At 59.4% G+C, this 22,008-nt stretch carries 19 protein-coding genes; 7 read left to right on the top strand and 12 right to left on the bottom strand.

Annotation, left to right across the window (positions count from 1 at the left end):
• Positions 1-4 precede the first annotated feature (4 nt).
• From IDM28_RS22790 to rpmH, 10 genes are all read right to left on the bottom strand, one after another.
• A complete protein-coding gene (locus IDM28_RS22790) occupies positions 5-421 on the bottom strand; it encodes a F0F1 ATP synthase subunit I (RefSeq protein WP_188036922.1) in 417 nt (138 codons plus the stop codon).
• 149 nt (positions 422-570) lie between these two features.
• Entirely contained in the window at positions 571-1,443 is an 873-nt protein-coding gene (locus tag IDM28_RS22785) for a ParB/RepB/Spo0J family partition protein (protein ID WP_101322791.1), read from the bottom strand.
• A gap of 9 nt (positions 1,444-1,452) precedes the next feature.
• Complete coding sequence (locus tag IDM28_RS22780) at positions 1,453-2,244, bottom strand: ParA family protein (protein WP_101322790.1); 792 nt, start codon at positions 2,242-2,244, stop codon at positions 1,453-1,455.
• Positions 2,245-2,262: 18 nt separating this feature from the next.
• Entirely contained in the window at positions 2,263-2,913 is a 651-nt protein-coding gene (rsmG, locus tag IDM28_RS22775) for a 16S rRNA (guanine(527)-N(7))-methyltransferase RsmG (RefSeq protein WP_150572356.1), read from the bottom strand.
• Positions 2,910-4,802, bottom strand: a complete 1,893-nt coding sequence (mnmG, locus tag IDM28_RS22770) for a tRNA uridine-5-carboxymethylaminomethyl(34) synthesis enzyme MnmG (RefSeq protein WP_101322788.1) — start codon at positions 4,800-4,802, stop codon at positions 2,910-2,912. Before mnmG ends, rsmG begins: the two co-directional genes overlap by 4 nt.
• A 532-nt stretch (positions 4,803-5,334) precedes the next feature.
• Positions 5,335-6,705 carry a tRNA uridine-5-carboxymethylaminomethyl(34) synthesis GTPase MnmE gene (gene mnmE / locus IDM28_RS22765; protein WP_101322787.1) on the bottom strand — a complete coding sequence of 457 codons (1,371 nt, stop codon included), beginning with the start codon at positions 6,703-6,705 and terminating at the stop codon, positions 5,335-5,337.
• 90 nt (positions 6,706-6,795) lie between these two features.
• Positions 6,796-8,481: a membrane protein insertase YidC gene (gene yidC / locus IDM28_RS22760; RefSeq protein ID WP_101322786.1), complete on the bottom strand. Its 1,686-nt coding sequence runs from the start codon at positions 8,479-8,481 to the stop codon at positions 6,796-6,798.
• Positions 8,482-8,483: 2 nt separating this feature from the next.
• The gene (gene yidD, locus IDM28_RS22755) at positions 8,484-8,729 is read right to left on the bottom strand and encodes a membrane protein insertion efficiency factor YidD (protein ID WP_101322785.1); all 246 of its coding nucleotides are present in this window, start codon (positions 8,727-8,729) and stop codon (positions 8,484-8,486) included.
• On the bottom strand, positions 8,722-9,126 hold the full coding sequence (gene rnpA, locus IDM28_RS22750) for a ribonuclease P protein component (RefSeq protein ID WP_101322784.1): 405 nt from the start codon (positions 9,124-9,126) through the stop codon (positions 8,722-8,724). Before rnpA ends, yidD begins: the two co-directional genes overlap by 8 nt.
• Positions 9,127-9,139: 13 nt before the next feature.
• Positions 9,140-9,274, bottom strand: a complete 135-nt coding sequence (rpmH, locus tag IDM28_RS22745; protein WP_002551315.1) for a 50S ribosomal protein L34 — start codon at positions 9,272-9,274, stop codon at positions 9,140-9,142.
• A gap of 613 nt (positions 9,275-9,887) precedes the next feature.
• Between rpmH and dnaA the strand changes: the two genes are divergently transcribed.
• From dnaA to gyrB, 4 genes are read left to right on the top strand one after another with little or no spacing between them, the layout of a single operon-like run.
• Positions 9,888-11,414 carry a chromosomal replication initiator protein DnaA gene (gene dnaA, locus IDM28_RS22740; protein ID WP_101322783.1) on the top strand — a complete coding sequence of 509 codons (1,527 nt, stop codon included), beginning with the start codon at positions 9,888-9,890 and terminating at the stop codon, positions 11,412-11,414.
• Between the two features lie 41 nt (positions 11,415-11,455).
• The gene (gene dnaN / locus IDM28_RS22735; protein WP_101322782.1) at positions 11,456-12,559 is read left to right on the top strand and encodes a DNA polymerase III subunit beta; all 1,104 of its coding nucleotides are present in this window, start codon (positions 11,456-11,458) and stop codon (positions 12,557-12,559) included.
• A 15-nt stretch (positions 12,560-12,574) separates the two neighbouring features.
• Positions 12,575-13,678, top strand: coding sequence for a DNA replication/repair protein RecF (gene recF / locus IDM28_RS22730; protein WP_101322781.1), 1,104 nt, complete (start codon positions 12,575-12,577; stop codon positions 13,676-13,678).
• Positions 13,679-13,682: 4 nt separating this feature from the next.
• Complete coding sequence (gene gyrB, locus IDM28_RS22725; RefSeq protein ID WP_101322780.1) at positions 13,683-16,103, top strand: DNA topoisomerase (ATP-hydrolyzing) subunit B; 2,421 nt, start codon at positions 13,683-13,685, stop codon at positions 16,101-16,103.
• A gap of 351 nt (positions 16,104-16,454) precedes the next feature.
• Here gyrB and IDM28_RS22720 read toward each other — a convergent pair whose 3' ends face one another.
• On the bottom strand, positions 16,455-17,756 hold the full coding sequence (locus IDM28_RS22720) for a sigma-54 interaction domain-containing protein (RefSeq protein ID WP_188036921.1): 1,302 nt from the start codon (positions 17,754-17,756) through the stop codon (positions 16,455-16,457).
• Between the two features lie 245 nt (positions 17,757-18,001).
• Between IDM28_RS22720 and IDM28_RS22715 the strand changes: the two genes are divergently transcribed.
• The 3 genes from IDM28_RS22715 to IDM28_RS22705 are packed head-to-tail and all read left to right on the top strand — an operon-like array spanning position 18,002 to position 21,023.
• Positions 18,002-18,886 (top strand): MBL fold metallo-hydrolase, encoded by an 885-nt coding sequence (locus IDM28_RS22715; RefSeq protein WP_150570282.1) that lies wholly within the window; start codon positions 18,002-18,004, stop codon positions 18,884-18,886.
• A gap of 47 nt (positions 18,887-18,933) precedes the next feature.
• Positions 18,934-20,214, top strand: a complete 1,281-nt coding sequence (locus IDM28_RS22710) for an FAD/NAD(P)-binding oxidoreductase (protein ID WP_188036920.1) — start codon at positions 18,934-18,936, stop codon at positions 20,212-20,214.
• Positions 20,169-21,023: a sulfite exporter TauE/SafE family protein gene (locus IDM28_RS22705; protein WP_188036919.1), complete on the top strand. Its 855-nt coding sequence runs from the start codon at positions 20,169-20,171 to the stop codon at positions 21,021-21,023. The genes IDM28_RS22710 and IDM28_RS22705 overlap by 46 nt, the downstream gene beginning before the upstream one ends.
• Here the strand turns inward: IDM28_RS22705 and IDM28_RS22700 are convergent.
• Positions 21,012-21,899 (bottom strand): LysR family transcriptional regulator, encoded by an 888-nt coding sequence (locus IDM28_RS22700; RefSeq protein ID WP_101322774.1) that lies wholly within the window; start codon positions 21,897-21,899, stop codon positions 21,012-21,014. The genes IDM28_RS22705 and IDM28_RS22700 overlap by 12 nt on opposite strands.
• Positions 21,900-22,008: the final 109 nt, after the last annotated feature.

Here is a 22,008-nt window from a genome sequence, read left to right as displayed (position 1 = left end):
TGCCTCAAACGCCCTTAGGTCTCGAAAGTCTTTTATTCATTAGCAGGGGCGCGAACCAGCTGACCAGTTGGGTCAGCATGAAGACGCCGAAGACTGCTAACGGCGCCAATGGCTTCACTCCTGCGAAGGTCAGTGCAAACAGCACTGCCGTCAAAATCAATTTGCCTGCCTCGCCTGCGTAGAACGACTTGACGATGGCCTGCGCTGCCCGGGCTCCGCTAAAGCGAAAAGCCTTCCAGGCAAAATACACATTGGGCAACCAGGCAATCAGTCCTCCACAGAGGCCTGAATATCCACTGACTGCACCCTTCCACTGCCACAACACCAAAGTTGCCAGCAGGACAATGACACATTGCGTCAGCAGCACCGGAAAAACCGCCCAGCGATGGAAAGGCAAGCGGTTTGGCGTGCGGGTTTCCATCACCACTACTCCTCGAATGCCGACCCTCAAGTCAGCATCGACTTGGCATAATTTGTGCCGACAAAATGCGCGCAGAGTATAGGGGTGGTTTAACCCCTATTCAACTCTTGGGTAGTGATTTCCGACTACGCGCTACAACAGAAATTGTTTCAGCGGATGTGAGCAAGCACACCCTGCAACTCATCTAGCGAGTTATAACGGATTACCAGCTGGCCTTTGCCCTTGTTGCCATGGCGAATCTGCACTGCGGAGCCCAGCCGCTCTGCCAGACGCTGTTCAAGGCGAGCGATGTCCGGATCAGGTTTGTTCGGTTCTACCGGATCAGGTTTACCGCTCAACCACTGGCGTACCAGTGCCTCGGTTTGGCGCACGGTCAGGCCACGTGCGACAACATGACGCGCCCCCTCTTCCTGCCGATTCTCTTCAAGACCGAGCAAAGCACGCGCGTGGCCCATCTCCAGATCACCATGAGCGAGCATGGTCTTGATCGCCTCCGGCAACGAGATCAGGCGCAGCAGGTTGGCCACGGTCACCCGCGACTTGCCGACCGCATCGGCAACCTGCTGCTGAGTCAGTTCAAACTCCTGCTGCAGCCGTTGCAGGGCGATCGCCTCTTCCAGCGGGTTGAGGTCTTCACGCTGGATGTTCTCGATCAGTGCCATGGCAATGGCGGTTTCATCGGGCACATCGCGGACCATCGCCGGGATGGTGTCGAGGCCAGCCAGCTGAGTCGCCCGCCAGCGGCGTTCACCGGCGATGATCTCGAAGCGGTCATCAGCGATCGGACGGACCACGATCGGCTGCATCACGCCCTGGATACGGATCGAGGCGGCCAGCTCTTCCAGCGCCTCCGGGTCCATGTCACGGCGTGGCTGGTACTTGCCACGCTGGATCAGCTCGACCGGCAGGTGTTGCAGTTCTTTCTGGTCGATCTTGACAGCCTGCTCCTCGAGCGAGCTGACGGAAGGACCACTGAGCAGTGCATCCAACCCACGTCCGAGACCTCGTTTCTTAACGGCCATGCGGATTCCTTAAGTTGTTTGTGCAGTGCGTGATGGCCGACGTTGGCGGCGGACCAGCTCGCCGGCCAGGGCCAGATAAGCCTGCGCGCCACGCGATTGCTTGTCGTAGGCCAGCGCCGGCATGCCGAAGCTTGGCGCTTCGGCCAGGCGAATGTTGCGCGGGATCACGGTGTCGTAGAGCTGGTCGCCGAAGTGCTGCTTGAGCTGCGCCGAGACGTCATTGTTCAGGCTCAGGCGCGGATCGAACATCGTCCGTAGCAGACCCTCGATCCTCAGCTGCGGGTTCAGCTTGGCGGCGATGCGCTTGATGTTATCCACAAGGTCGCTGAGACCTTCCAATGCGTAGTACTCGCACTGCATCGGGATGATCACGCCATCGGAGGCTACCAGCGCATTGAGCGTCAGCATCGACAACGACGGCGGGCAGTCGATCAGGATGAAATCGTAGTTGTCGCGGATCGGCGCCAGCGCATTGAGCAGGCGGCTCTCCTTGACCTGCATTTCCAGCAGGACGACTTCCGCGGCGGTCAGGTCGCGGTTGGCCGGCAGCAGCTGATAGCCACCGTGCTCGGAGTAGTGCATCGCCTGGGCCAGGTCGCATTCGCCAATCAGCAGGTCATAGACCGAATGCTCGAGCTCATGCTTGTCGACCCCGCTGCCCATGGTCGCGTTGCCCTGCGGATCGAGGTCGATCAGCAGCACACGACGCTTGGTCGCAGCCAGCGATGCGGCGAGATTGATGCAGGTGGTGGTTTTACCCACACCACCCTTCTGGTTCGCAATTGCGAATACCTTAGCCATTGTTGCGTGTGTTCCCAGTCATGCCTTGCGGCGCAGTATCAGCAGATGACGCTGGCCCTGACAACCCGGAACGGTCAGGGCCTGCTCGCTTTCGACTGTGAAGTCTGCGGGCAATGCTACCAGTTCGTCGGCAGGATGCAGCCCTTTCATTGCAAGCCAGTGCGTCTGCGTGTCACCGAGGTGGCGCGTCCAGCCGGTGAAGTTCTCCATGCTGCTGAACGCTCGGGAGATGATCCCGGCAAACGGCTGCGCCGGTTGATACTCCTCGACCCGGCTGTGGATAACCTGCAGGTTGTCGAGCTTGAGCTCCAGCTTCACCTGGGTCAGGAAGCGGGTTTTCTTGCCGTTGCTGTCGAGCAGGGTCACTTGCTTGTGCGGATGCAGAATCGCCAACGGGATACCGGGCATGCCACCACCGCTGCCAACATCGAGCCAGCTTTGCGCGTCGCTGTGGATAAACGGCATCACGCTGAGGCTGTCGAGCAAATGCCGCGAAACCATTTCATCAGGATCGCGCACTGCGGTGAGGTTGTAGGCCTTGTTCCATTTTATCAACAGGGCCAGATAACCCAGCAATTGCTGGTGCTGCTGCTCGCTCAGGGCGACGCCAAGCTGGCGCGCGCCTGTGGACAACTCTTCTGCGTGCTGCGGGGTGACCGAAGAACTCAAGCGCTTTGCTCCAATTCGCGGCCAGCGCCGCGTTTTTTCAGGTGGATCAACAACAGCGAAATCGCCGCCGGCGTGACGCCGGGGATACGCGAAGCCTGGCCGAGAGTCTCTGGACGGGTCTGGCCAAGCTTGCTCTGGATCTCTTTGGACAGCCCGGAAATCGTCGTGTAGTCGATATCCACAGGCAGCTGGGTGTCTTCACTGGCGCGCAGGCGGGCGATTTCTTCCTGCTGGCGGTCAATGTAGCCGGCGTACTTGGTCTTTATTTCGACCTGCTCGGCAACCTGTGCATCGAGGATTTCGCCCCCGGTAGCCTCGATCAGGCCGACATAGTCGATCTCTGGGCGGGCCAGCAGGTTGAGCAGGCTGTACTCGTGGCTCAGCGGCGTGCCGAACTTATCCACAATGGCTTGGCCTTGCGCAGTATTAGGGCGCACCCAGGTGGATTTCAGGCGCTGTTCTTCACGTTCGATGCCTTCGCGCTTGGTGCAGAACGCGGCCCAACGCTGATCGTCGATCAAGCCGAGCTCACGGCCCTTCTCGGTCAGGCGCAGGTCGGCGTTGTCTTCGCGCAGGATCAGGCGGTACTCGGCACGCGAAGTGAACATGCGGTACGGCTCCTGGGTGCCGAGGGTAATCAGGTCATCGACCAGCACCCCGAGGTAGGCCTCGTCGCGCCGCGGGCACCAGCTGTCACGGCCCTGCGCGCGCAGCGCAGCGTTGGTCCCGGCGAGCAAACCTTGTGCACCGGCCTCTTCGTAACCGGTGGTGCCGTTGATCTGACCGGCGAAGAACAAGCCGCCGATGACCTTGGTCTCGAGGCTGTACTTGAGATCACGCGGGTCGAAGTAGTCGTACTCGATGGCATAGCCGGGGCGCACGATGTGGGCGTTTTCCATACCACGGATCGAGCGCACCAGCTCCAGTTGCACGTCGAACGGCAACGAAGTGGAAATGCCGTTGGGGTACAGCTCGTGGGTAGTCAGGCCTTCCGGCTCGATGAATACCTGGTGGCTGTCCTTGTCGGCAAAGCGGTGGATCTTGTCTTCGATCGACGGGCAGTAACGCGGGCCGACGCCTTCGATCACGCCCGAATACATCGGCGAGCGATCCAGGTTCGAGGCAATGATCTCGTGGGTGCGGGCGTTGGTATGGGTAATCCAGCAGCTGACCTGACGCGGATGCATCTGCGCGTTGCCCATGAACGACATCACTGGAATCGGTGTATCACCCGGCTGCTCGGTCATTACCGAGAAATCCACCGAGCGGCCGTCGATGCGTGGCGGTGTACCGGTTTTCAGGCGACCGACACGCAGCGGCAGTTCACGCATGCGTTGGGCCAAGGCATTGGAAGGCGGGTCACCGGCGCGACCACCGCTGTAGTTCTGCATGCCGATGTGGATAAGCCCGCCGAGGAAGGTGCCACTGGTCAACACCACCGAATCCGCGAAAAAGCGCAGACCCATTTGTGTAACCACGCCCTTGACCTGGTCCTGCTCGACGATCAGGTCGTCACAGGACTGCTGGAAAATCCACAGGTTGGGCTGGTTCTCGAGAATCTCGCGTACCACCGCCTTGTAGATAGCGCGGTCGGCCTGGGCACGGGTTGCCCGTACAGCTGGACCTTTGCGGTTGTTCAGAACACGGAACTGGATACCGCTTTTGTCGGTGGCCAACGCCATGGCGCCGCCGAGCGCATCGATCTCTTTGACCAGATGGCTCTTGCCGATGCCACCGATAGCTGGGTTGCAGCTCATGTGACCGAGGGTTTCCACGTTGTGGGTCAGCAACAGGGTTTTTACACCCATGCGTGCAGACGCAAGCGCAGCCTCGGTACCGGCATGGCCGCCGCCGATGACGATCACTTCAAAACGGGAAGGGAAATCCACCACGCACCTCGTGCCTGTTTCGCGAATAGAAAAATTAAGCGGACAAGTATGCGACTTCCTGCCTTCTAAAGAAACCGTCTGCGCAAATTTTGACCAGCCTGTGGATGAACGGGATAACAGAAATTAAAAAGGAAAATATTTAAAAGCTTTGTTTTTATGTTTATTTCTATGCAGGCCATTATCTGTGGATAGAACGCTACAGGCCAGAATTCATGGCATGTACAGAGGAATTAAACCCTGTGTCCATGTGCCTATGAGGGCTCTGGATAAGCCCTTTGAGCCTGTGGATAGAATGCCATGTTACCCACAGGCGGATTTATCCTCAGAAAAAAAGCATGGTTATCAACTGAGCTAAGGGCGGCTTATCCACAGAGCTTAGACGCAGAGAACGAGCCTGTTGATCAAAATCAGCAGCCACGGATTAGGGATTTTTTACAAAGGAGGGAGTAAAACCGGACATTGCGTCCAGTGTGCTGCCGCTGTCATGGGCCGAAAGGCCTGCGCTCAGGCCCGTCGGCGACAGATTTGTGGATTATTTACCGATACAGAAGCTGGAGAAGATGCGCCCAAGCAGGTCGTCCGAGCTGAACGCACCGGTAATTTCGCCGAGTGCCTGCTGCGCCATGCGCAGATCCTCGGCCAGCAGCTCTCCCGCGCCCGCCAGCGTGAGCTGAGCACGACCGTGCTCCAGATGCGTACTTGCGATGTTCAGCGCCTCCAGGTGGCGCCGACGCGCGCTGAAGCTGCTTTCGGAGGTCTGTTGATAACCCATGCAGGCTTTCAGGTGCTCGCGCAGCAGCTCCAAGCCGGTGTCATCGCCCTTGGCGCTAAGCGTGATGGTGACGTGGCCATCGGCGCATTGTTCAACTGCAACCGCTTCACCACTGAGGTCGGCCTTGTTGCGAATCAGGGTGACTTTACCCGGATCTGGCCGTTGGTCGAGAAATTCGGGCCACAAAGCGAATGGATCTGCCGCTTCCGGCGCGGTACTGTCGACGACGAGCAGCACACGGTCAGCTTCGCTGATTGCCTTCAACGCACGTTCCACCCCGATCTTTTCCACATGATCATCGGTATCGCGCAGGCCTGCGGTATCCACAACGTGCAACGGCATGCCATCGATGTGGATATGTTCACGCAGGATGTCCCGGGTGGTGCCGGCGATTTCAGTTACGATCGCCGCTTCGCGCCCGGCCAGCCGGTTGAGCAGGCTCGACTTGCCGGCATTGGGCCGGCCGGCGATCACCACGTTCATGCCGTCACGCAGCAATGCGCCCTGGCCTGCTTCCTTCTGCACTGTGGATAACGCAGTGCGAACCTCATCGAGCATGCCCAGTACGTGGCCATCGGCGAGGAAATCGATCTCCTCTTCGGGAAAATCGATCGCCGCCTCGACGTAGATGCGCAAGGCAATCAGCGCTTCGGTCAGGCTGTGCACACGTTTGGAAAACTCGCCCTGCAGTGACCGCAGTGCATTTCGCGCAGCCTGAGTCGAGCTGGCCTCGATCAGGTCGGCGATGGCTTCTGCCTGGGCCAGGTCGAGTTTGTCGTTGAGAAAAGCCCGCTCACTGAATTCACCCGGACGCGCCAGGCGGCTGCCCAGCTGCAGGCAACGCTGCAAGAGCATGTCCAATACCACCGGGCCGCCGTGGCCCTGCAGCTCGAGCACGTCTTCGCCGGTGAACGAGTTCGGCCCGGGGAAGAACAACGCGATGCCCTCGTCGAGCACCAGGCCGTCCTGGTCGCGGAACGGGCCGTAGTGTGCATAACGTGGTTTCAGGCTGCGGCCGGTAATGGCCAGCCCGGCCTCGCTCGCCAATGGACCGGACAGCCGGACGATGCCGACCCCACCGCGGCCTTGGGCGGTGGCAATCGCGGCGATGGTTTCACGCACAGGGTTCATGCTCGCAAGCCTCTCCACAAATTCATTACACAGATAGCAAAAACGCCCCACGAGGGGGCGTTTTTATTCACAGGCTAGCGTATCAGCCTGTTAGGCGGCAGCACTTTTGGAGGCTGCTTCGATACGGCGAGTGATGTACCACTGCTGCGAAATCGACAGGCAGTTGTTCACAACCCAGTACAGCACCAGACCAGCTGGGAACCACAGGAAGAAGAAGGTGAAGATGATTGGCATCATTTTCATGACCTTCGCCTGCATCGGATCCGGCGGGGTTGGGTTCAGGCGCTGCTGGATGAACATGGTCGCGCCCATGATGATCGGCAGGATGAAGAACGGATCCTTGATCGACAGGTCGGTAATCCACAGCATCCATGGTGCCTGGCGCATCTCGACGCTTTCCAGCAGAACCCAGTACAGGGCCAGGAACACCGGCATCTGCACCAGGATCGGCAAGCAGCCACCGAGCGGGTTGATCTTCTCTTTCTTGTACAGCTCCATCATCGCCTGGGACATCTTCTGGCGATCGTCACCGAAGCGTTCCTTCAGCGCGGCCAGTTTCGGCGATACGGCACGCATGCGCGCCATCGAACGGTAGCTGGCAGCCGACAGCGGGAAGAACAGACCTTTGATGAGCATGGTCAGGACGATGATCGACCAGCCCCAGTTACCCAGCAGGCTGTGGATATGTTGCAGCAGCCAGAAGATCGGCTGGGCAATGAACCACAGGAAGCCGTAGTCGACGGTCAGTTCCAGGCCTGGGGACAACTCCTTGAGCTTGGACTGAATCTTCGGACCGGCGTACAGCATGGCGCTGGTTTCGACCTTGCCACCAGCAGGCACGCTGAGCGCCGGGCCGGTGTAGCCGATGATGTAGTTGCCTTGGCTGTCTTTCCGGGTCTGCAGGACGTTGTTATCCGACTTGGCCGGAATCCAGGCAGTTACGAAGTAGTGCTGCAGCCAGGCAACCCAGCCACCGGATACGGTTTCTTTCAGGCTGCCCTTGTCGATGTCTTTCATCGACACTTTCTTGTACGGCTCGGACGGCGTCCACAGGGCAGCGCCCAGGTAGGTCGCGGTACCGGTCGCGGTGCTCGACGATGGATCGGAGCTGGCATCACGCTTGAGCTGAGCAAACATGTTGCCCGACCAGGCCTGGCCGCTCTGGTTGTCGATCAGGTAGCTGACGGTCAGATCGTACTCGCCGCGCTTGAAGCTGAAGCGCTTGATGTAGTTGACGCCGTTCTCGCTGAACTTCAGGTCGACGACCAGTTGTTCCTGGCCATCGGCCAGCTGGAAGCTCTTCTGCTCGGCGGCATATACAGGGCGACCGGTGGCGCGGGCGTCCGGGCCATTGGCGCCGGTCAGGCCGCTTTGGGCCAGGTAGGTGCGCTCATTGCCGTTGTCGAACAGCTGGAACGGGATATCCGGATGATCCTGACGACGCGGGAATTGCGGCAGGTTCAGCTGGACGATGTCACCACCGACCGGGTCGATAGCCAGATCAAGGACGTCGGTCTTGACGCGGATCAGGTCCTTGCTGACGGCCACTGGAGCCAGTTCGGCCGGGCTGGCATCAGCATTGGCGCTCGGCACGTCGGCGCTGGCGCCGTCGTTGTTACCAGCCGGTACGGTGTCCGGCAGAGCCGGTGCAGCGTTGCTGGCAGCAGTGTGCTGAGTCGGCAGAGCAGCCTGACCGTAGTCCTGGTTCCATTTAAGGACCAGCACGTAGGCCACGATTGCCAGGGCGACGATCAGGATCGTGCGTTTAATATCCATGATTACTCGGCTATCGAAGAAGTTCGGGAGGAGGGAGCGGGTGGGACGGGATCGAAACCGCCGTCGTTCCACGGATTACAACGCCCCAGGCGACGAACGGCTAGCCACCCGCCACGCAAGAGGCCATGGTTTTCAATGGCTTCGTAGGCGTAACAGGAGCAGCTGGGGTAGAAACGACAGTGGCTGGCCATCAGAGGACTAATGGCGTAACGGTAAAACTGGATCGGAACGAGGGCCAGTTTACGCATCTGGACTGTCTACCCCTGCAGGATCGGCAGTTACCGCTGGAGAGGGCCGACTGCGAGCCAGGCGCTTCCAGAGTTTGCCAAAGTGTTGGTGCAATTCTGGGTTTTCTACCTCGCCCAAGCCTTTGCGCGCGACGATCACAATGTCCAGCCCAGCAAGACTCTGCTGATTCAGACGAAAGGAATCACGCATCAAACGTTTGAGGCGATTGCGTTGAACGGCAAGCTTGACGCTCTTCTTGCCGATCACCAAGCCGAGGCGCGGGTGATCGAGGCCGTTCTCGCGGGCAAGGATAAGCAGGCTTTTGCCTGGAACCTTGCCAGTTGGCGAGTCGAAGACCGCTTTGAAGTGCCGGGCTGTAAGCAGTCGCTTATCCCGACTGAAGTCCTGACTCACCACCTGTGCCGAAAAATCAAACGGCCAGACGCTTACGGCCTTTGGCGCGACGACGCGACAGTACTGCACGACCGTTCTTGGTGGCCATACGGGCACGGAAGCCGTGGGTGCGCGCGCGCTTGATGGTGCTTGGTTGGAAAGTACGTTTCATGGCGTGTTACCTGGGTTCGACGACACGGGCCGGAATGGCCCCCGTTTTAAGAGATCGGCGATTCTAGAGAAAGCAAGCCAATAGGTCAATTTCCAACCAGCCTTTCCTTATGGATGGCAGCACTTTTTTCATCGGCGAGGTGGATGAGGTGGTGCTGGACCGAGTGTGTCATCGGCCTGAGCGCTTTTCACAGACACGCTCAATATGAAAATATAAAAGAGGCATATATAAAGCTTTTCTGAATAACTTATAGATCTTATACACAGCCTTTTCTGTGGATAACATTACGCAGCCCTTTATCCATACTATGTACAGAGATCGTAGACTCTGTCAGAAACAGGTGCTGCGCTTGTGCTGCGCATGGTCGAAACCTGTGGATCAAATGGCTGTTTATCCACAGGGGTTTTATCCACAGGCTTCAACCCAGGGTTGTGCATAGCCCTTATGTGGGGTTATCCACAGACCTTATTCAGGGGTTAAGATGGCTTTTCGGACATGAATTGGCTGCTTTGGCACGCTATCCATGCCGCTCTTATGTGGATAAGTACTCACCCGCCCGGTACAATGGCGGTTTGCTTTTTGCCTCATCCGGCTTTCAACTCAGGGGATATCCGTGTCAGTGGAACTTTGGCAGCAGTGCGTGGAGCTTCTGCGCGACGAACTGCCTGCCCAGCAATTCAACACCTGGATCCGTCCACTACAGGTCGAAGCCGAAGGCGACGAGCTGCGCGTATACGCGCCTAATCGCTTCGTCCTCGACTGGGTCAATGAAAAGTACCTGGGCCGGCTGCTTGAGCTGCTGGGTGAGCACGGCAGCGGCATCGCACCGGCGCTGTCCTTGTTGATAGGCAGCCGCCGCAGTTCTGCAGCACGCGCAGCTCCCAACGCCCCGGTCAGTGCTGCGGCGGCAGCGATTGCACAGTCTCAGCAGCCTGCACCTGCGGCTCCGTCTGAAGAGCGCACTGCGGCCAAATCGATCGAGCCGGTAATGGTCAACGAAGTCGAAGAGCCGACTTCGCGCCACAGCTTTGACTCGATGGGCGGCGATACGCCCGTGCAGCCAACTGCACCTGGGCGCACTGAACAGCGCACTGTGCAGGTAGAAGGTGCGCTCAAGCACACCAGCTATCTGAACCGCACGTTCACCTTCGATACGTTTGTGGAAGGTAAATCCAACCAACTTGCCCGTGCGGCTGCGTGGCAGGTGGCGGATAACCCCAAGCATGGTTACAACCCGCTCTTTCTGTATGGCGGTGTAGGCCTGGGGAAAACTCACTTGATGCACGCTGTGGGTAACCACCTGCTGAAGAAGAACCCGAATGCCAAGGTGGTGTACCTGCATTCCGAGCGCTTCGTGGCCGACATGGTCAAGGCGCTGCAGCTCAATGCCATCAACGAGTTCAAGCGCTTCTACCGCTCAGTCGATGCGCTGCTGATCGATGACATTCAGTTCTTCGCCCGCAAGGAGCGTTCGCAGGAAGAGTTTTTCCACACCTTCAACGCCTTGCTTGAAGGCGGTCAGCAGGTGATTTTGACCAGCGACCGCTATCCGAAGGAAATCGAAGGCCTTGAAGAGCGTCTGAAATCGCGCTTCGGCTGGGGTTTGACTGTTGCAGTCGAGCCGCCAGAACTCGAGACCCGCGTTGCGATCCTGATGAAGAAGGCCGACCAGGCCAAGGTGGATTTGCCGCATGACGCAGCCTTCTTCATTGCCCAGCGTATTCGTTCCAACGTGCGTGAGCTGGAGGGCGCGCTGAAGCGGGTCATCGCTCACTCGCACTTCATGGGCCGCGATATCACCATCGAGCTGATCCGCGAGTCGCTGAAGGACTTGCTGGCGCTGCAGGATAAATTGGTCAGTGTGGATAACATTCAGCGCACCGTCGCTGAGTACTACAAGATCAAGATCTCCGATCTGCTGTCCAAGCGTCGCTCGCGCTCGGTAGCGCGTCCGCGTCAGGTAGCCATGGCGTTGTCGAAAGAGCTGACCAACCACAGCTTGCCTGAGATTGGCGATATGTTTGGCGGCCGCGACCACACCACCGTGCTGCACGCCTGCCGCAAGATCAACGAACTGAAAGAATCCGATGCGGACATCCGCGAGGACTACAAGAACCTGCTGCGGACGCTGACGACATGATGATCGCCGGCGCAGCCATTTTGAAGGCAAGGGACTAGACCATGCATTTCACCATTCAACGCGAAGCCCTGTTGAAACCCCTGCAACTGGTCGCAGGTGTCGTCGAGCGTCGCCAGACCTTGCCGGTCCTGTCCAACGTCCTGTTGGTCGTACAAGGCCAGCAGCTGTCGTTGACCGGTACCGACCTGGAAGTCGAACTGGTTGGTCGCGTGCAGCTGGAAGAACCAGCCGAGCCAGGCGAAATCACTGTCCCGGCACGTAAGCTGATGGACATCTGCAAGAGCTTGCCAAGTGACGCGCTGATCGACATCAAGGTTGATGAGCAGAAGCTGCTGGTTAAAGCCGGTCGCAGCCGCTTCACCCTGTCGACGCTGCCCGCCAATGACTTCCCGACTGTTGAAGAAGGCCCAGGCTCGCTGACCTGCGACCTGGAGCAGAGCCGCCTGCGCCGTCTGATCGAGCGCACCAGCTTCGCCATGGCTCAGCAGGACGTGCGCTACTACCTCAACGGTATGCTGCTTGAAGTGTCCCCTGGCACCCTGCGCGCCGTTGCTACTGACGGCCATCGCCTGGCGATGTGCTCGATGACCGCAGGCATCGAGCAAGCTGACCGGCACCAGGTGATCGTGCCACGCAAAGGTATCCTGGAGCTGGCGCGTTTGCTGACCGATCCAGAAGGCATGGTCAGTATCGTACTCGGCCAGCACCATATCCGCGCTACCACCGGTGAATTCACCTTTACCTCCAAGCTGGTAGACGGCAAGTTCCCAGACTACGAGCGGGTGCTGCCTAAAGGCGGTGACAAGCTGGTGGTGGGTGATCGTCAGGCATTGCGTGAAGCTTTCAGCCGTACTGCGATTCTGTCCAACGAGAAGTACCGCGGGATTCGCCTGCAGTTGGCCGCCGGCCAACTGAAAATCCAGGCCAACAACCCTGAGCAGGAAGAAGCTGAGGAAGAAATCAGCGTCGACTATAACGGCAGCGCGCTGGAGATCGGCTTCAACGTCAGCTACTTGCTGGACGTGCTGGGCGTAATGACCACAGAACAGGTTCGTCTGATTCTATCCGACTCCAACAGCAGTGCCCTGCTGCAGGAAGCTGGCAACGATGACTCGTCCTACGTCGTCATGCCGATGCGCCTGTGATCTGTAGCTGAGCGAATGTCCCTACGACGTATCATGGTCACTGCGGTGCGCAACCTGCACCCAGTGACCCTCACGCCCTCCCCCCGCATCAACATCCTTTACGGCGCCAACGGCAGCGGCAAGACCAGCGTGCTTGAAGCCGTGTACCTTCTGGGTCTGGCTCGATCATTTCGCAGCACCCGGCTGACGCCGGTTATCCAGTACGAGCAGCCGACCTGTACCGTCTTTGGTGAAGTGCAACTGGCCGAAGGTGGCACCAGCAACCTGGGTGTATCACGCGAGCGCCAGGGCGACTTCACCATTCGCATCGATGGGCAGAACGCTCGCAGTGCTGCGCAGCTTGCCGAGCTACTGCCGCTGCAATTGATCAACCCGGACAGCTTTCGCCTGCTCGAGGGCGCTCCGAAAATACGTCGGCAGTTTCTCGACTGGGGAGTGTTCCACGTGGAACCCCGTTTCCTCGGTGCTTGGCAGCGCTTGCAGAAGGCGCTGCGGCAGCGGAACTCATGGTTGCGGCATGGTACACTTGACGCTGCTTCGCAAGCCGCCTGGGACCGAGAATTGTGCCTGGCGAGCGCGGAGATAGATGAATACCGTCGCACCTACATCAAGGCCTTGAAGCCCGTCTTCGAGCGTACCCTGAGCGAACTGGTCGAGCTGGACGGATTGACCTTGAGCTACTATCGCGGCTGGGACAAGGACCGGGAACTTAACGAGGTCCTCGCCACTTCTCTTCAACGCGATCAGCAGATTGGCCATACCCAGGCCGGTCCGCAACGTGCAGATTTGCGCCTGCGTATTGGTGCAAACAACGCTGCGGATATCTTGTCCCGTGGGCAACAGAAACTTGTGGTGTGCGCATTGCGCATCGCCCAAGGTCATCTGGTTAGCCAGGCTCGCCGCGGTCTTTGTATCTATCTCGTAGATGACCTGCCGTCTGAGCTGGACGAGCAGCATCGCCGCGCACTGTGCCGCTTGCTTGAAGAATTACGCTGCCAGGTGTTCATCACCTGTGTAGATCACGAATTACTGAGGGAAGGCTGGCAGACGGAAACGCCAGTTGCTTTGTTCCACGTGGAACAGGGCCGTATCACCCAGACCCACGACCATCGGGAGTGAAGGCATGAGCGAAAATCAAACGTACGACTCGTCCAGCATTAAAGTGCTGAAAGGGCTTGATGCCGTACGCAAACGTCCCGGCATGTATATCGGCGACACCGATGATGGCAGCGGCCTGCACCACATGGTCTTCGAGGTGGTCGACAACTCGATCGACGAAGCCCTCGCCGGTCACTGCGATGACATCACCGTCATCATCCATCCGGACGAATCCATTAGCGTCCGAGACAACGGCCGTGGTATTCCGGTCGACGTCCATAAAGAAGAAGGCGTCTCAGCTGCTGAAGTCATCATGACTGTGCTGCACGCCGGCGGTAAGTTCGACGACAACTCGTACAAAGTATCCGGCGGTCTGCACGGTGTTGGCGTTTCGGTAGTGAACGCCCTTTCTGAGCAACTCATTCTGACCGTACGCCGTAGTGGCAAGGTATGGGAACAGACTTACGTCCACGGCGTACCGCAAGCGCCTATGGCGGTTGTTGGCGAAAGCGACAGCACCGGTACCCATATCCACTTCAAGCCGTCTGCTGACACCTTCAAGAATATCCACTTCAGCTGGGACATTCTGGCCAAGCGTATTCGCGAGTTGTCGTTCCTGAACTCGGGTGTTGGCATTCTGTTGAAGGATGAGCGCAGTGGCAAAGAAGAGCTCTTCAAATATGAAGGCGGCCTGCGCGCATTTGTCGAGTATCTGAACACCAACAAGACGCCGGTCAACAGCCAGGTCTTCCACTTCAGCACCCAGCGTGAAGATGGCGTCGGTGTTGAAGTTGCCCTGCAGTGGAACGACAGCTTCAACGAAAACCTGTTGTGCTTCACCAACAACATTCCGCAGCGCGATGGTGGTACTCACCTGGTCGGCTTCCGTTCTTCGTTGACCCGCAGCCTGAATGCTTACATTGAGCAAGAGGGCCTGGCCAAGAAGAACAAGGTTGCAACCACGGGTGACGACGCCCGGGAAGGCCTGACCGCGATTATCTCGGTGAAGGTGCCGGATCCGAAGTTCAGCTCGCAGACCAAAGACAAGCTGGTCTCGTCGGAGGTGAAAACCGCCGTCGAACAAGAGATGAACAAGTTCTTCTCTGACTTCCTGTTGGAAAACCCCAACGAAGCCAAGGCTGTGGTCGGCAAGATGATCGACGCTGCCCGTGCTCGTGAAGCTGCGCGTAAAGCGCGTGAGATGACTCGCCGTAAAGGTGCACTGGACATCGCTGGCCTGCCGGGGAAACTGGCTGACTGCCAGGAGAAGGACCCTGCCCTGTCTGAACTGTACCTGGTGGAGGGTGACTCCGCAGGTGGTTCGGCCAAGCAAGGCCGTAACCGTCGTACCCAGGCGATCCTGCCGTTGAAGGGTAAGATCCTCAACGTCGAGAAAGCTCGCTTCGACAAGATGATTTCGTCCCAGGAAGTCGGTACGCTGATCACCGCGCTGGGCTGTGGTATCGGCCGCGACGAGTACAACATCGCCAAGCTGCGTTACCACAACATCATCATCATGACCGATGCCGACGTCGACGGTTCGCACATCCGTACCCTGCTGCTGACCTTCTTCTTCCGTCAGCTGCCGGAGCTGGTCGAGCGCGGCTACATCTACATCGCTCAGCCACCGCTGTACAAGGTCAAGCGCGGCAAGCAGGAGCAGTACATCAAAGACGACGAGGCCATGGAAGAGTACATGACCCAGTCGGCTCTGGATGATGCCAGCCTGCACCTGGACGAATCGGCGCCAGCAGTTTCCGGCGTACAGCTGGAAAGTCTGGTCCAAGAATTCCGCAGTGTGATGAAGACCCTCAAGCGTCTGTCGCGCCTGTATCCGCAGGAGCTGACCGAGCACTTCATCTACATGGATGAAATCACCCTGGAGCAGTTGGGTGACCACGCTCACATGCAGGCTTGGTTGAAAACCTTCCAGGCTCGCCTGCACAGCAACCAGAAGTCGGGCCTGGCCTACAACGCTAGCCTGCGTGAAGACAAAGAGCGCAACGTTTGGCTGCCGGAAGTGGAAATCACCTCCCACGGCCTCGCAAGCTACATCACCTTCAACCGTGACTTCTTCGGCAGCAACGACTACCGCACTGTGGTTAACCTGGGTGGCAAGATCAGCACCCTGTTCGGTGAAGGCGCTTACGTGCAACGTGGCGAACGGCGCAAGGCAGTCAGCGAGTTCAAGGAAGCCCTCGACTGGCTGATGAACGAGACTGCCAAGCGTCACACCATCCAGCGCTACAAAGGTCTGGGCGAGATGAACCCGGATCAGCTCTGGGAGACCACTATGGACCCAGCGGTTCGCCGCATGCTCAAGGTCACCATCGAAGATGCGATCGCTGCTGATCAGATCTTCAATACCTTGATGGGCGACGCAGTGGAACCTCGTCGTGAGTTCATCGAGAACAACGCGTTGTCGGTGTCCAACCTGGACTTCTGATCTGCCGTAAATGACCGGTGCTGCTCAAGCTTGGGCCCGCCGATCAACAAAAAGCCCGCATTCGCGGGCTTTTTGTTTTTTCAGTATTTCACTGCTCTGTCAGCCGACTACCTCTTATTGAATGTCGTCCGGCTTCACGGTCACCCAGTTCTTGTCTGCCGTCACTGCTAAGCCTTGTGTCCATGTCAATGAGAACTCAGACCGTAGCAAAGATAAGTTACAGCGCTGACGCCTCCGCTACTGTGGGTGGTCTCTAGGCGTCGTCGGCGCGGCTGATCGCGACATAGTGTGCAAAATCCGACGTCCCTGCGCAGGCATGTTCCACGTGGAACAGCAGCGCATTCGACCCTCTCAAAGCCCAAGCTCACGTAGCCGGCGATACAGCGTGCGTTCACTGATGCCCAGTACCTGCGCCAGCTCGCTGCGCGGCCCTTGGAACTGCTGCACCAACTGCGCGAGGGCGGCTAGCGAATTACGCGAGTCTCGTGTCGATACAGTCGAGCTGGCGGGGGCCAGGTCCTCAGGCAGATGCTCTGGGCGGATCAGCCCATCATCGGCAAACAATCGCGCACGTTCGAGGATATTGCGCAGCTCGCGGATATTGCCCGGGAAGGCATGCAAGCTCAGGCGCGCTTGCGCTTCAGGTGTCAGCGTGACGGTATGTGCGCCAGCCATGCGCTGTAACAAGCTCTGCGCCAGCATCGGTAGGTCCTCTACTCGCTCGCGTAGCGCTGGCAAGCGAATCGGAAAACCGCTGATTCGGTAGTACAGGTCCTCGCGAAAGGTACCTGCTGCCACCATCTCTTTGAGCGGCTTGTGGGTAGCTGAGATCAAGCGGAAGTCTGAGTGCCCGGTGCGCAAGCTGCCCACCGGGCGGAAGCTGCCCGACTCGATCAGTCGCAACAACTTGACCTGCATGGTCAGCGGCACTTCACCTATTTCGTCGAGGAACAGCGTGCCGCCATGGGCCGCTTCGGCGAGACCGATCTTGCGCTGGGTCGCGCCAGTGAACGCGCCTTTCTCATAGCCGAACAGCTCACTCTCGAACAGGCTGTCATTGAGCCCGGTGCAGTCGACCACCACCAGCGGGCCGGTCGCGCGCGGGCTGCCCAAGTGCAGGGCACGGGCGAACAACTCCTTGCCCGTGCCGGATTCGCCTTGCAGCAACACCGGAATCTGCGCCGGCGCGGCGCGTTGCAAGCTGGCCAGCGCCGCCTGGAACGCCGGCGCGCGGCCAACCAGCCCTTGCTGTTGTGGCTGGGCGGCAGCCAGGGTCACGGTGTTAAGGCGCTCGACGAAAGCAACCACCCTGCCCTGCTCATCGAGGATTGGCCGCAACTCGACGTCGACATGCTCGGGCCCGCGTGGGGTGTGATGAATGTGCAGGACCCGCTCCGGCACTTTGCTGTCCCAGGCTTTGCGCATCGGGCAGTGCTCGCCGGCCTGATCACAGGGCACCACGTAGTGATGAGAGACGCGATGACATTTCTCGCCCAGCGGCGCACTGTCATTGATGCCGAACTGACGCCGGTAGGCAGCATTGGCCGCAAGGATGTTGTAGTCGGTGTCGAGCACGATCGACGGGTGCACATCGTGCTCAAGGTAGGACACCAGGCCGAGGATGGCTGGATGAGAAGCGGAAAGCGCAGACATGACCAGAACCGGTTGCGGGTACCTGGCGAGCGTAGCAAGGACTGCCAGTGACTGCCATTGGCTGACAGTCGACTGCCAACCACTGGCAGTGCTGGCAGCGAATCGTGAGGAAGACAACGCTGCGATAGCTGTAGCACTGCGGACAGGTGGGCCATAACGCCTCATTGAAACCCTGGCATGCATCTTGATAAACCCTGGGTTACTGCCTAAGCCTAACAAGGCGCCGCAGATATCTGGAGAGTGTGATGATCATCGGCAACAACATCCATGTAGAGAGCCTGTTCGACGAGGCCACTTCGACCATCAGCTACCTGGTGATGGACCGCCAGACCCTCAAGTGCGCGCTGATCGACAGCGTGCTCGACTACGACCCCAAGTCGGGACGCACCAGCCACAGCTCGGCGGACAAGCTGATCGCTCGGGTCGAGGCGCTCGGCGCCAGTGTGCAGTGGATTCTGGAAACTCATGTGCACGCCGATCACCTGTCGGCTGCTGCCTATCTGAAAGCCAAGCTTGGCGGCCAGGTTGCCATCGGTTCGCACATCACCCAGGTGCAGAAGACCTTCGCAGCACTGTTCAACGCCGAACCCGGTTTCGCCCGCGACGGCAGCCAGTTCGACGTGTTGCTGGAGGACGAATACGTGCTGATGATCGGCAATCTGCGGGCCCGTGCGCTACACACCCCAGGGCACACCCCGGCGTGCATGAGCTACGTGGTCGAGGATGCTGGCGAGAAGGCGGTGTTTGTCGGCGATACCTTGTTCATGCCTGACTACGGCACTGCCCGATGCGATTTTCCCGGTGCCGACGCACGCACGCTGTATCGCTCGATCCGGCGTTTGCTCGCCTTCCCCGACCACAGCCAACTGTTCATGTGCCATGACTACCTGCCCGAGGGTCGCGCCCTGCGTTTTGTCACCACCGTGGCCGAGCAGCGCGCCAGCAATATTCATATCCGTCAGGGTATAAGCGAGGACGAGTTCGTCGCCATGCGCGAAGCGCGTGACGCCACCCTGGATATGCCGGTACTGATCCTGCCCGCCGTCCAGGTCAACATGCGTAGCGGGCAGTTGCCTGAACCGGAGAGCAACGGCGTGCGTTACCTGAAAATCCCGCTGAACCAGCTCTGAACGTCGCCGGCCTAGTCCCCATACCAAGATCGAAAAGGAATACCCGCATGCCTGCCTTGCCATCCACAGCCAATAGCACGCGCATCGACCATCACAAGGTGGTGATCGTCGGCGCTGGTGCTGCGGGGATTGCCACCGCCGCCAGTTTGTTCAAGCGTGATCCGACGCTCGATATTGCGTTGATCGACCCTGCTGAGGTGCACTACTACCAACCCGGCTGGACCCTGGTCGGCGCTGGTGTATTCAGCGCTGCCAGCACCGCGCGCAGCATGGTCCGCGCCATCCCCAAAGGCGTGCGATTTATAAAAGCGCGGGTGATTAGTTTTGATCCCGCAGCGCAAAGCGTGGTTGTGGAGGACGGCCGAATCATCAGTTACGAACAGCTGGTGGTCTGCCCCGGCCTGACTCTCGACTGGCAGGCAATCGAGGGCCTCACGGAAACCCTCGGGCGCAACGGTGTGACCTCCAACTACCGTTATGACCTGGCACCTTACACCTGGCAATTGGTCCAGAACCTCAAGCAAGGCCGCGCCCTCTTCACCCAGCCCCCGATGCCCATCAAGTGTGCGGGGGCCCCACAGAAGGCGTTGTACCTTTCGTGTGATCACTGGCTGCGGCGTGAGCGCCTGGGTGCCATCAAGGCCAGCTTCTACAATTCGGGTCCGGTACTTTTTGGCGTTGCTGACTACGTGCCCGCATTGATGGCCTACATCGACAAGTACGCGGTGGATCTCAACTATTCACACCGCCTGGTGGCAGTAGATGGTCCGGGCAAGCGCGCGACGTTTATCCACAGCCTGGCCGATGGCAGCACGCAGACGCGAGTCGAGCCCTTCGACATGTTGCACGTGGTGCCGCCGCAAGTAGCGCCCGAGTTCATCCGCAGCAGCCCGCTGTCGGATGGCGCGGGCTGGCTGGATGTCGATCCGTTCACTCTGCGCCATCGGCAGTTCGCCAACGTGCACGGCCTGGGTGATGCGATCAATACCAGTAACGCCAAGACTGCCGCGGCTGCGCGCAAGCAGGCGCCGGTGGTGGCCAACAACGTGCTGGTAGCGCTCGGCCGGTCGCCTACCCTCGCGCACTATGACGGTTACGGTTCATGCCCGTTGACCGTGGAGCGCGGCAAGATCGTCCTGGCTGAATTCAAATACGGCGGTACGCTGGCACCCAGCTTTGCGCAGTGGTTGCTCGACGGCCGGCAGCCTACTCGGCTGGCCTGGCTACTCAAGGTGAAGCTGCTCCCTGCGCTGTATTGGCATGGGATGCTCAAAGGCCGTGAATGGCTGGCGCGGCCGCAACCTGCCGGCACCGAGAAGCAATCGTGATCGAAGTGCTGGGTGCAGCGCTGGGCGCTATCATCGGAGCGGTACTGGCGTTGACCGGTGCTGGCGGAGGCATTCTGGCAGTGCCTTTATTGGTATTCGGGCTGGGTTTGAATATGGTCGAGGCGGCGCCAGTTGGCCTTTTGGCCGTCGGCCTGGCGGCGTCAGTCGGTGCGCTGCTCGGGCTGCGCCAGGGCCTGGTGCGTTATCGCGCGGCGTTGTTCATTGCGCTGATCGGTATCTGCGCAACACCTTTCGGTTTGATGCTCGCTCATCGGTTGCCCAACGCACCGCTGGCGTTGGTGTTCGCCGCGGTGCTGATCCATGCCTGCCTGCGCATCTGGCGCAAGGCGGCGCGCGAGTTACGTGGTGAGTCGCCATGCGGCGAGCGCCAGATCATGCCCTGCGTACTCAACCCTATGAAGGGGCGGCTGCGCTGGACCCTGCCCTGCGCACGTGCCCTGGCCGTGACTGGCGGTGTGGCGGGTTTACTGTCGGGACTGCTGGGCGTCGGTGGCGGCTTCGTCATCATTCCGGCGCTCAGCCGTTATACCAACCTGGAGATGAAGAGCATTGTCGCCACCTCGTTGGCGGTGATCGCGCTGGTTGCCTGCGGCAGCGTAGTCAGCGCCAGCGTCGCCGGGGTGATGCACTGGCAGGTAGGTGCACCCTTCGCGGTAGGTGCGGTGACGGGCCTGCTACTGGCGCGCCCACTGGCCGGCAAGTTGGCTGGGCCGCGCTTGCAGCAGGTGTTTGCCGTGGTCGGCATCGGCGCAGCGCTGCTGCTGGCGAGCAAGGGCCTACTCGGCTAGCAGTTCGGCCTGCTCTGCTGCACACAGCGCCAGCAGGTAATCCCAGACTACCCGCAGGCGCACTGACTTGTGCAACTCGCGCCGGGTGCAGATCCAGTAGCTGCGCTGGATGGTTTCGCTGGGCAGCACCCGGCGCAGCTGTGGATCATGCCTGGCCATGTAGTTGGGCAGCACAGCGATGCCTAGGCCGGCGCGTGCGGCCTGCTGCTGAGCGATGACGCTGGTGCTGCGAAAGATCACATTCGGCGCACGGCAGAAACTGTTGAGAAACAGCAGCTCCTGGCTGAACAGCAGATCGTCGACGTAGCCAATCCAACTGTGACGGGCCAGATCCTCACGACTGTTCAGCGCCGGTGAGCGTTCGAGGTACTCGGGGCTGGCGTAGAGCGCCAGCCGATAGTCAGTGAGCTTGCGAGTTATCAACAGGTCGGCATTGGGCCGTTCCAGATGAATGCTGATTTCTGCCTCGCGGTTGAGGATGCTGACGAAGCGCGGCACCGCCACCAGTTCGACTTCCAGGCCCGGATAGCGCTCGAACAAGGCGCGCATGCGTGGGGTGAAGAACATGATGCCGATGCCTTCGGTGACACCCAGGCGGATCTTGCCCAGCGGCGTTATCGCCTGGGTGATCTCTTCCTGCGCCAACAGCGCGACGTTCTCCATCGCTTCGGCATGCTTGAGCAGTGCCTGGCCAGACGGCGTCAGCTCGTAACCCTGTGCATGTTGAACGAACAGCGCTGTGCCCAGGCTCTTTTCGATGCCCTCGATATGCCGCGCCACCGTGCTGTGGGTGGTGTTCAAGCGCTTGGCTGCAGTCAGCAGACGGCCGCTGCGCTGCAACTCGAGAAAGAACCTCAGATCATTCCAGTCGAACATGCTTATCCCTGTGCATAACTGTGAGCGGCTGTCAGGTTACTTAGGAAACGGCTGATATTGGCTGTGCTAAAACGCACAGCGGTTGAGCGAAAACTCGTGTTTCCTTAGC

The organism is Pseudomonas sp. EZ-C24, from assembly GCF_014525325.1.
Classification (GTDB): domain Bacteria; phylum Pseudomonadota; class Gammaproteobacteria; order Pseudomonadales; family Pseudomonadaceae; genus Aquipseudomonas; species Aquipseudomonas shirazensis.
Note: the sequence above shows the minus strand (reverse complement) of the source record. Positions and strands in the feature narration are given on the sequence as shown.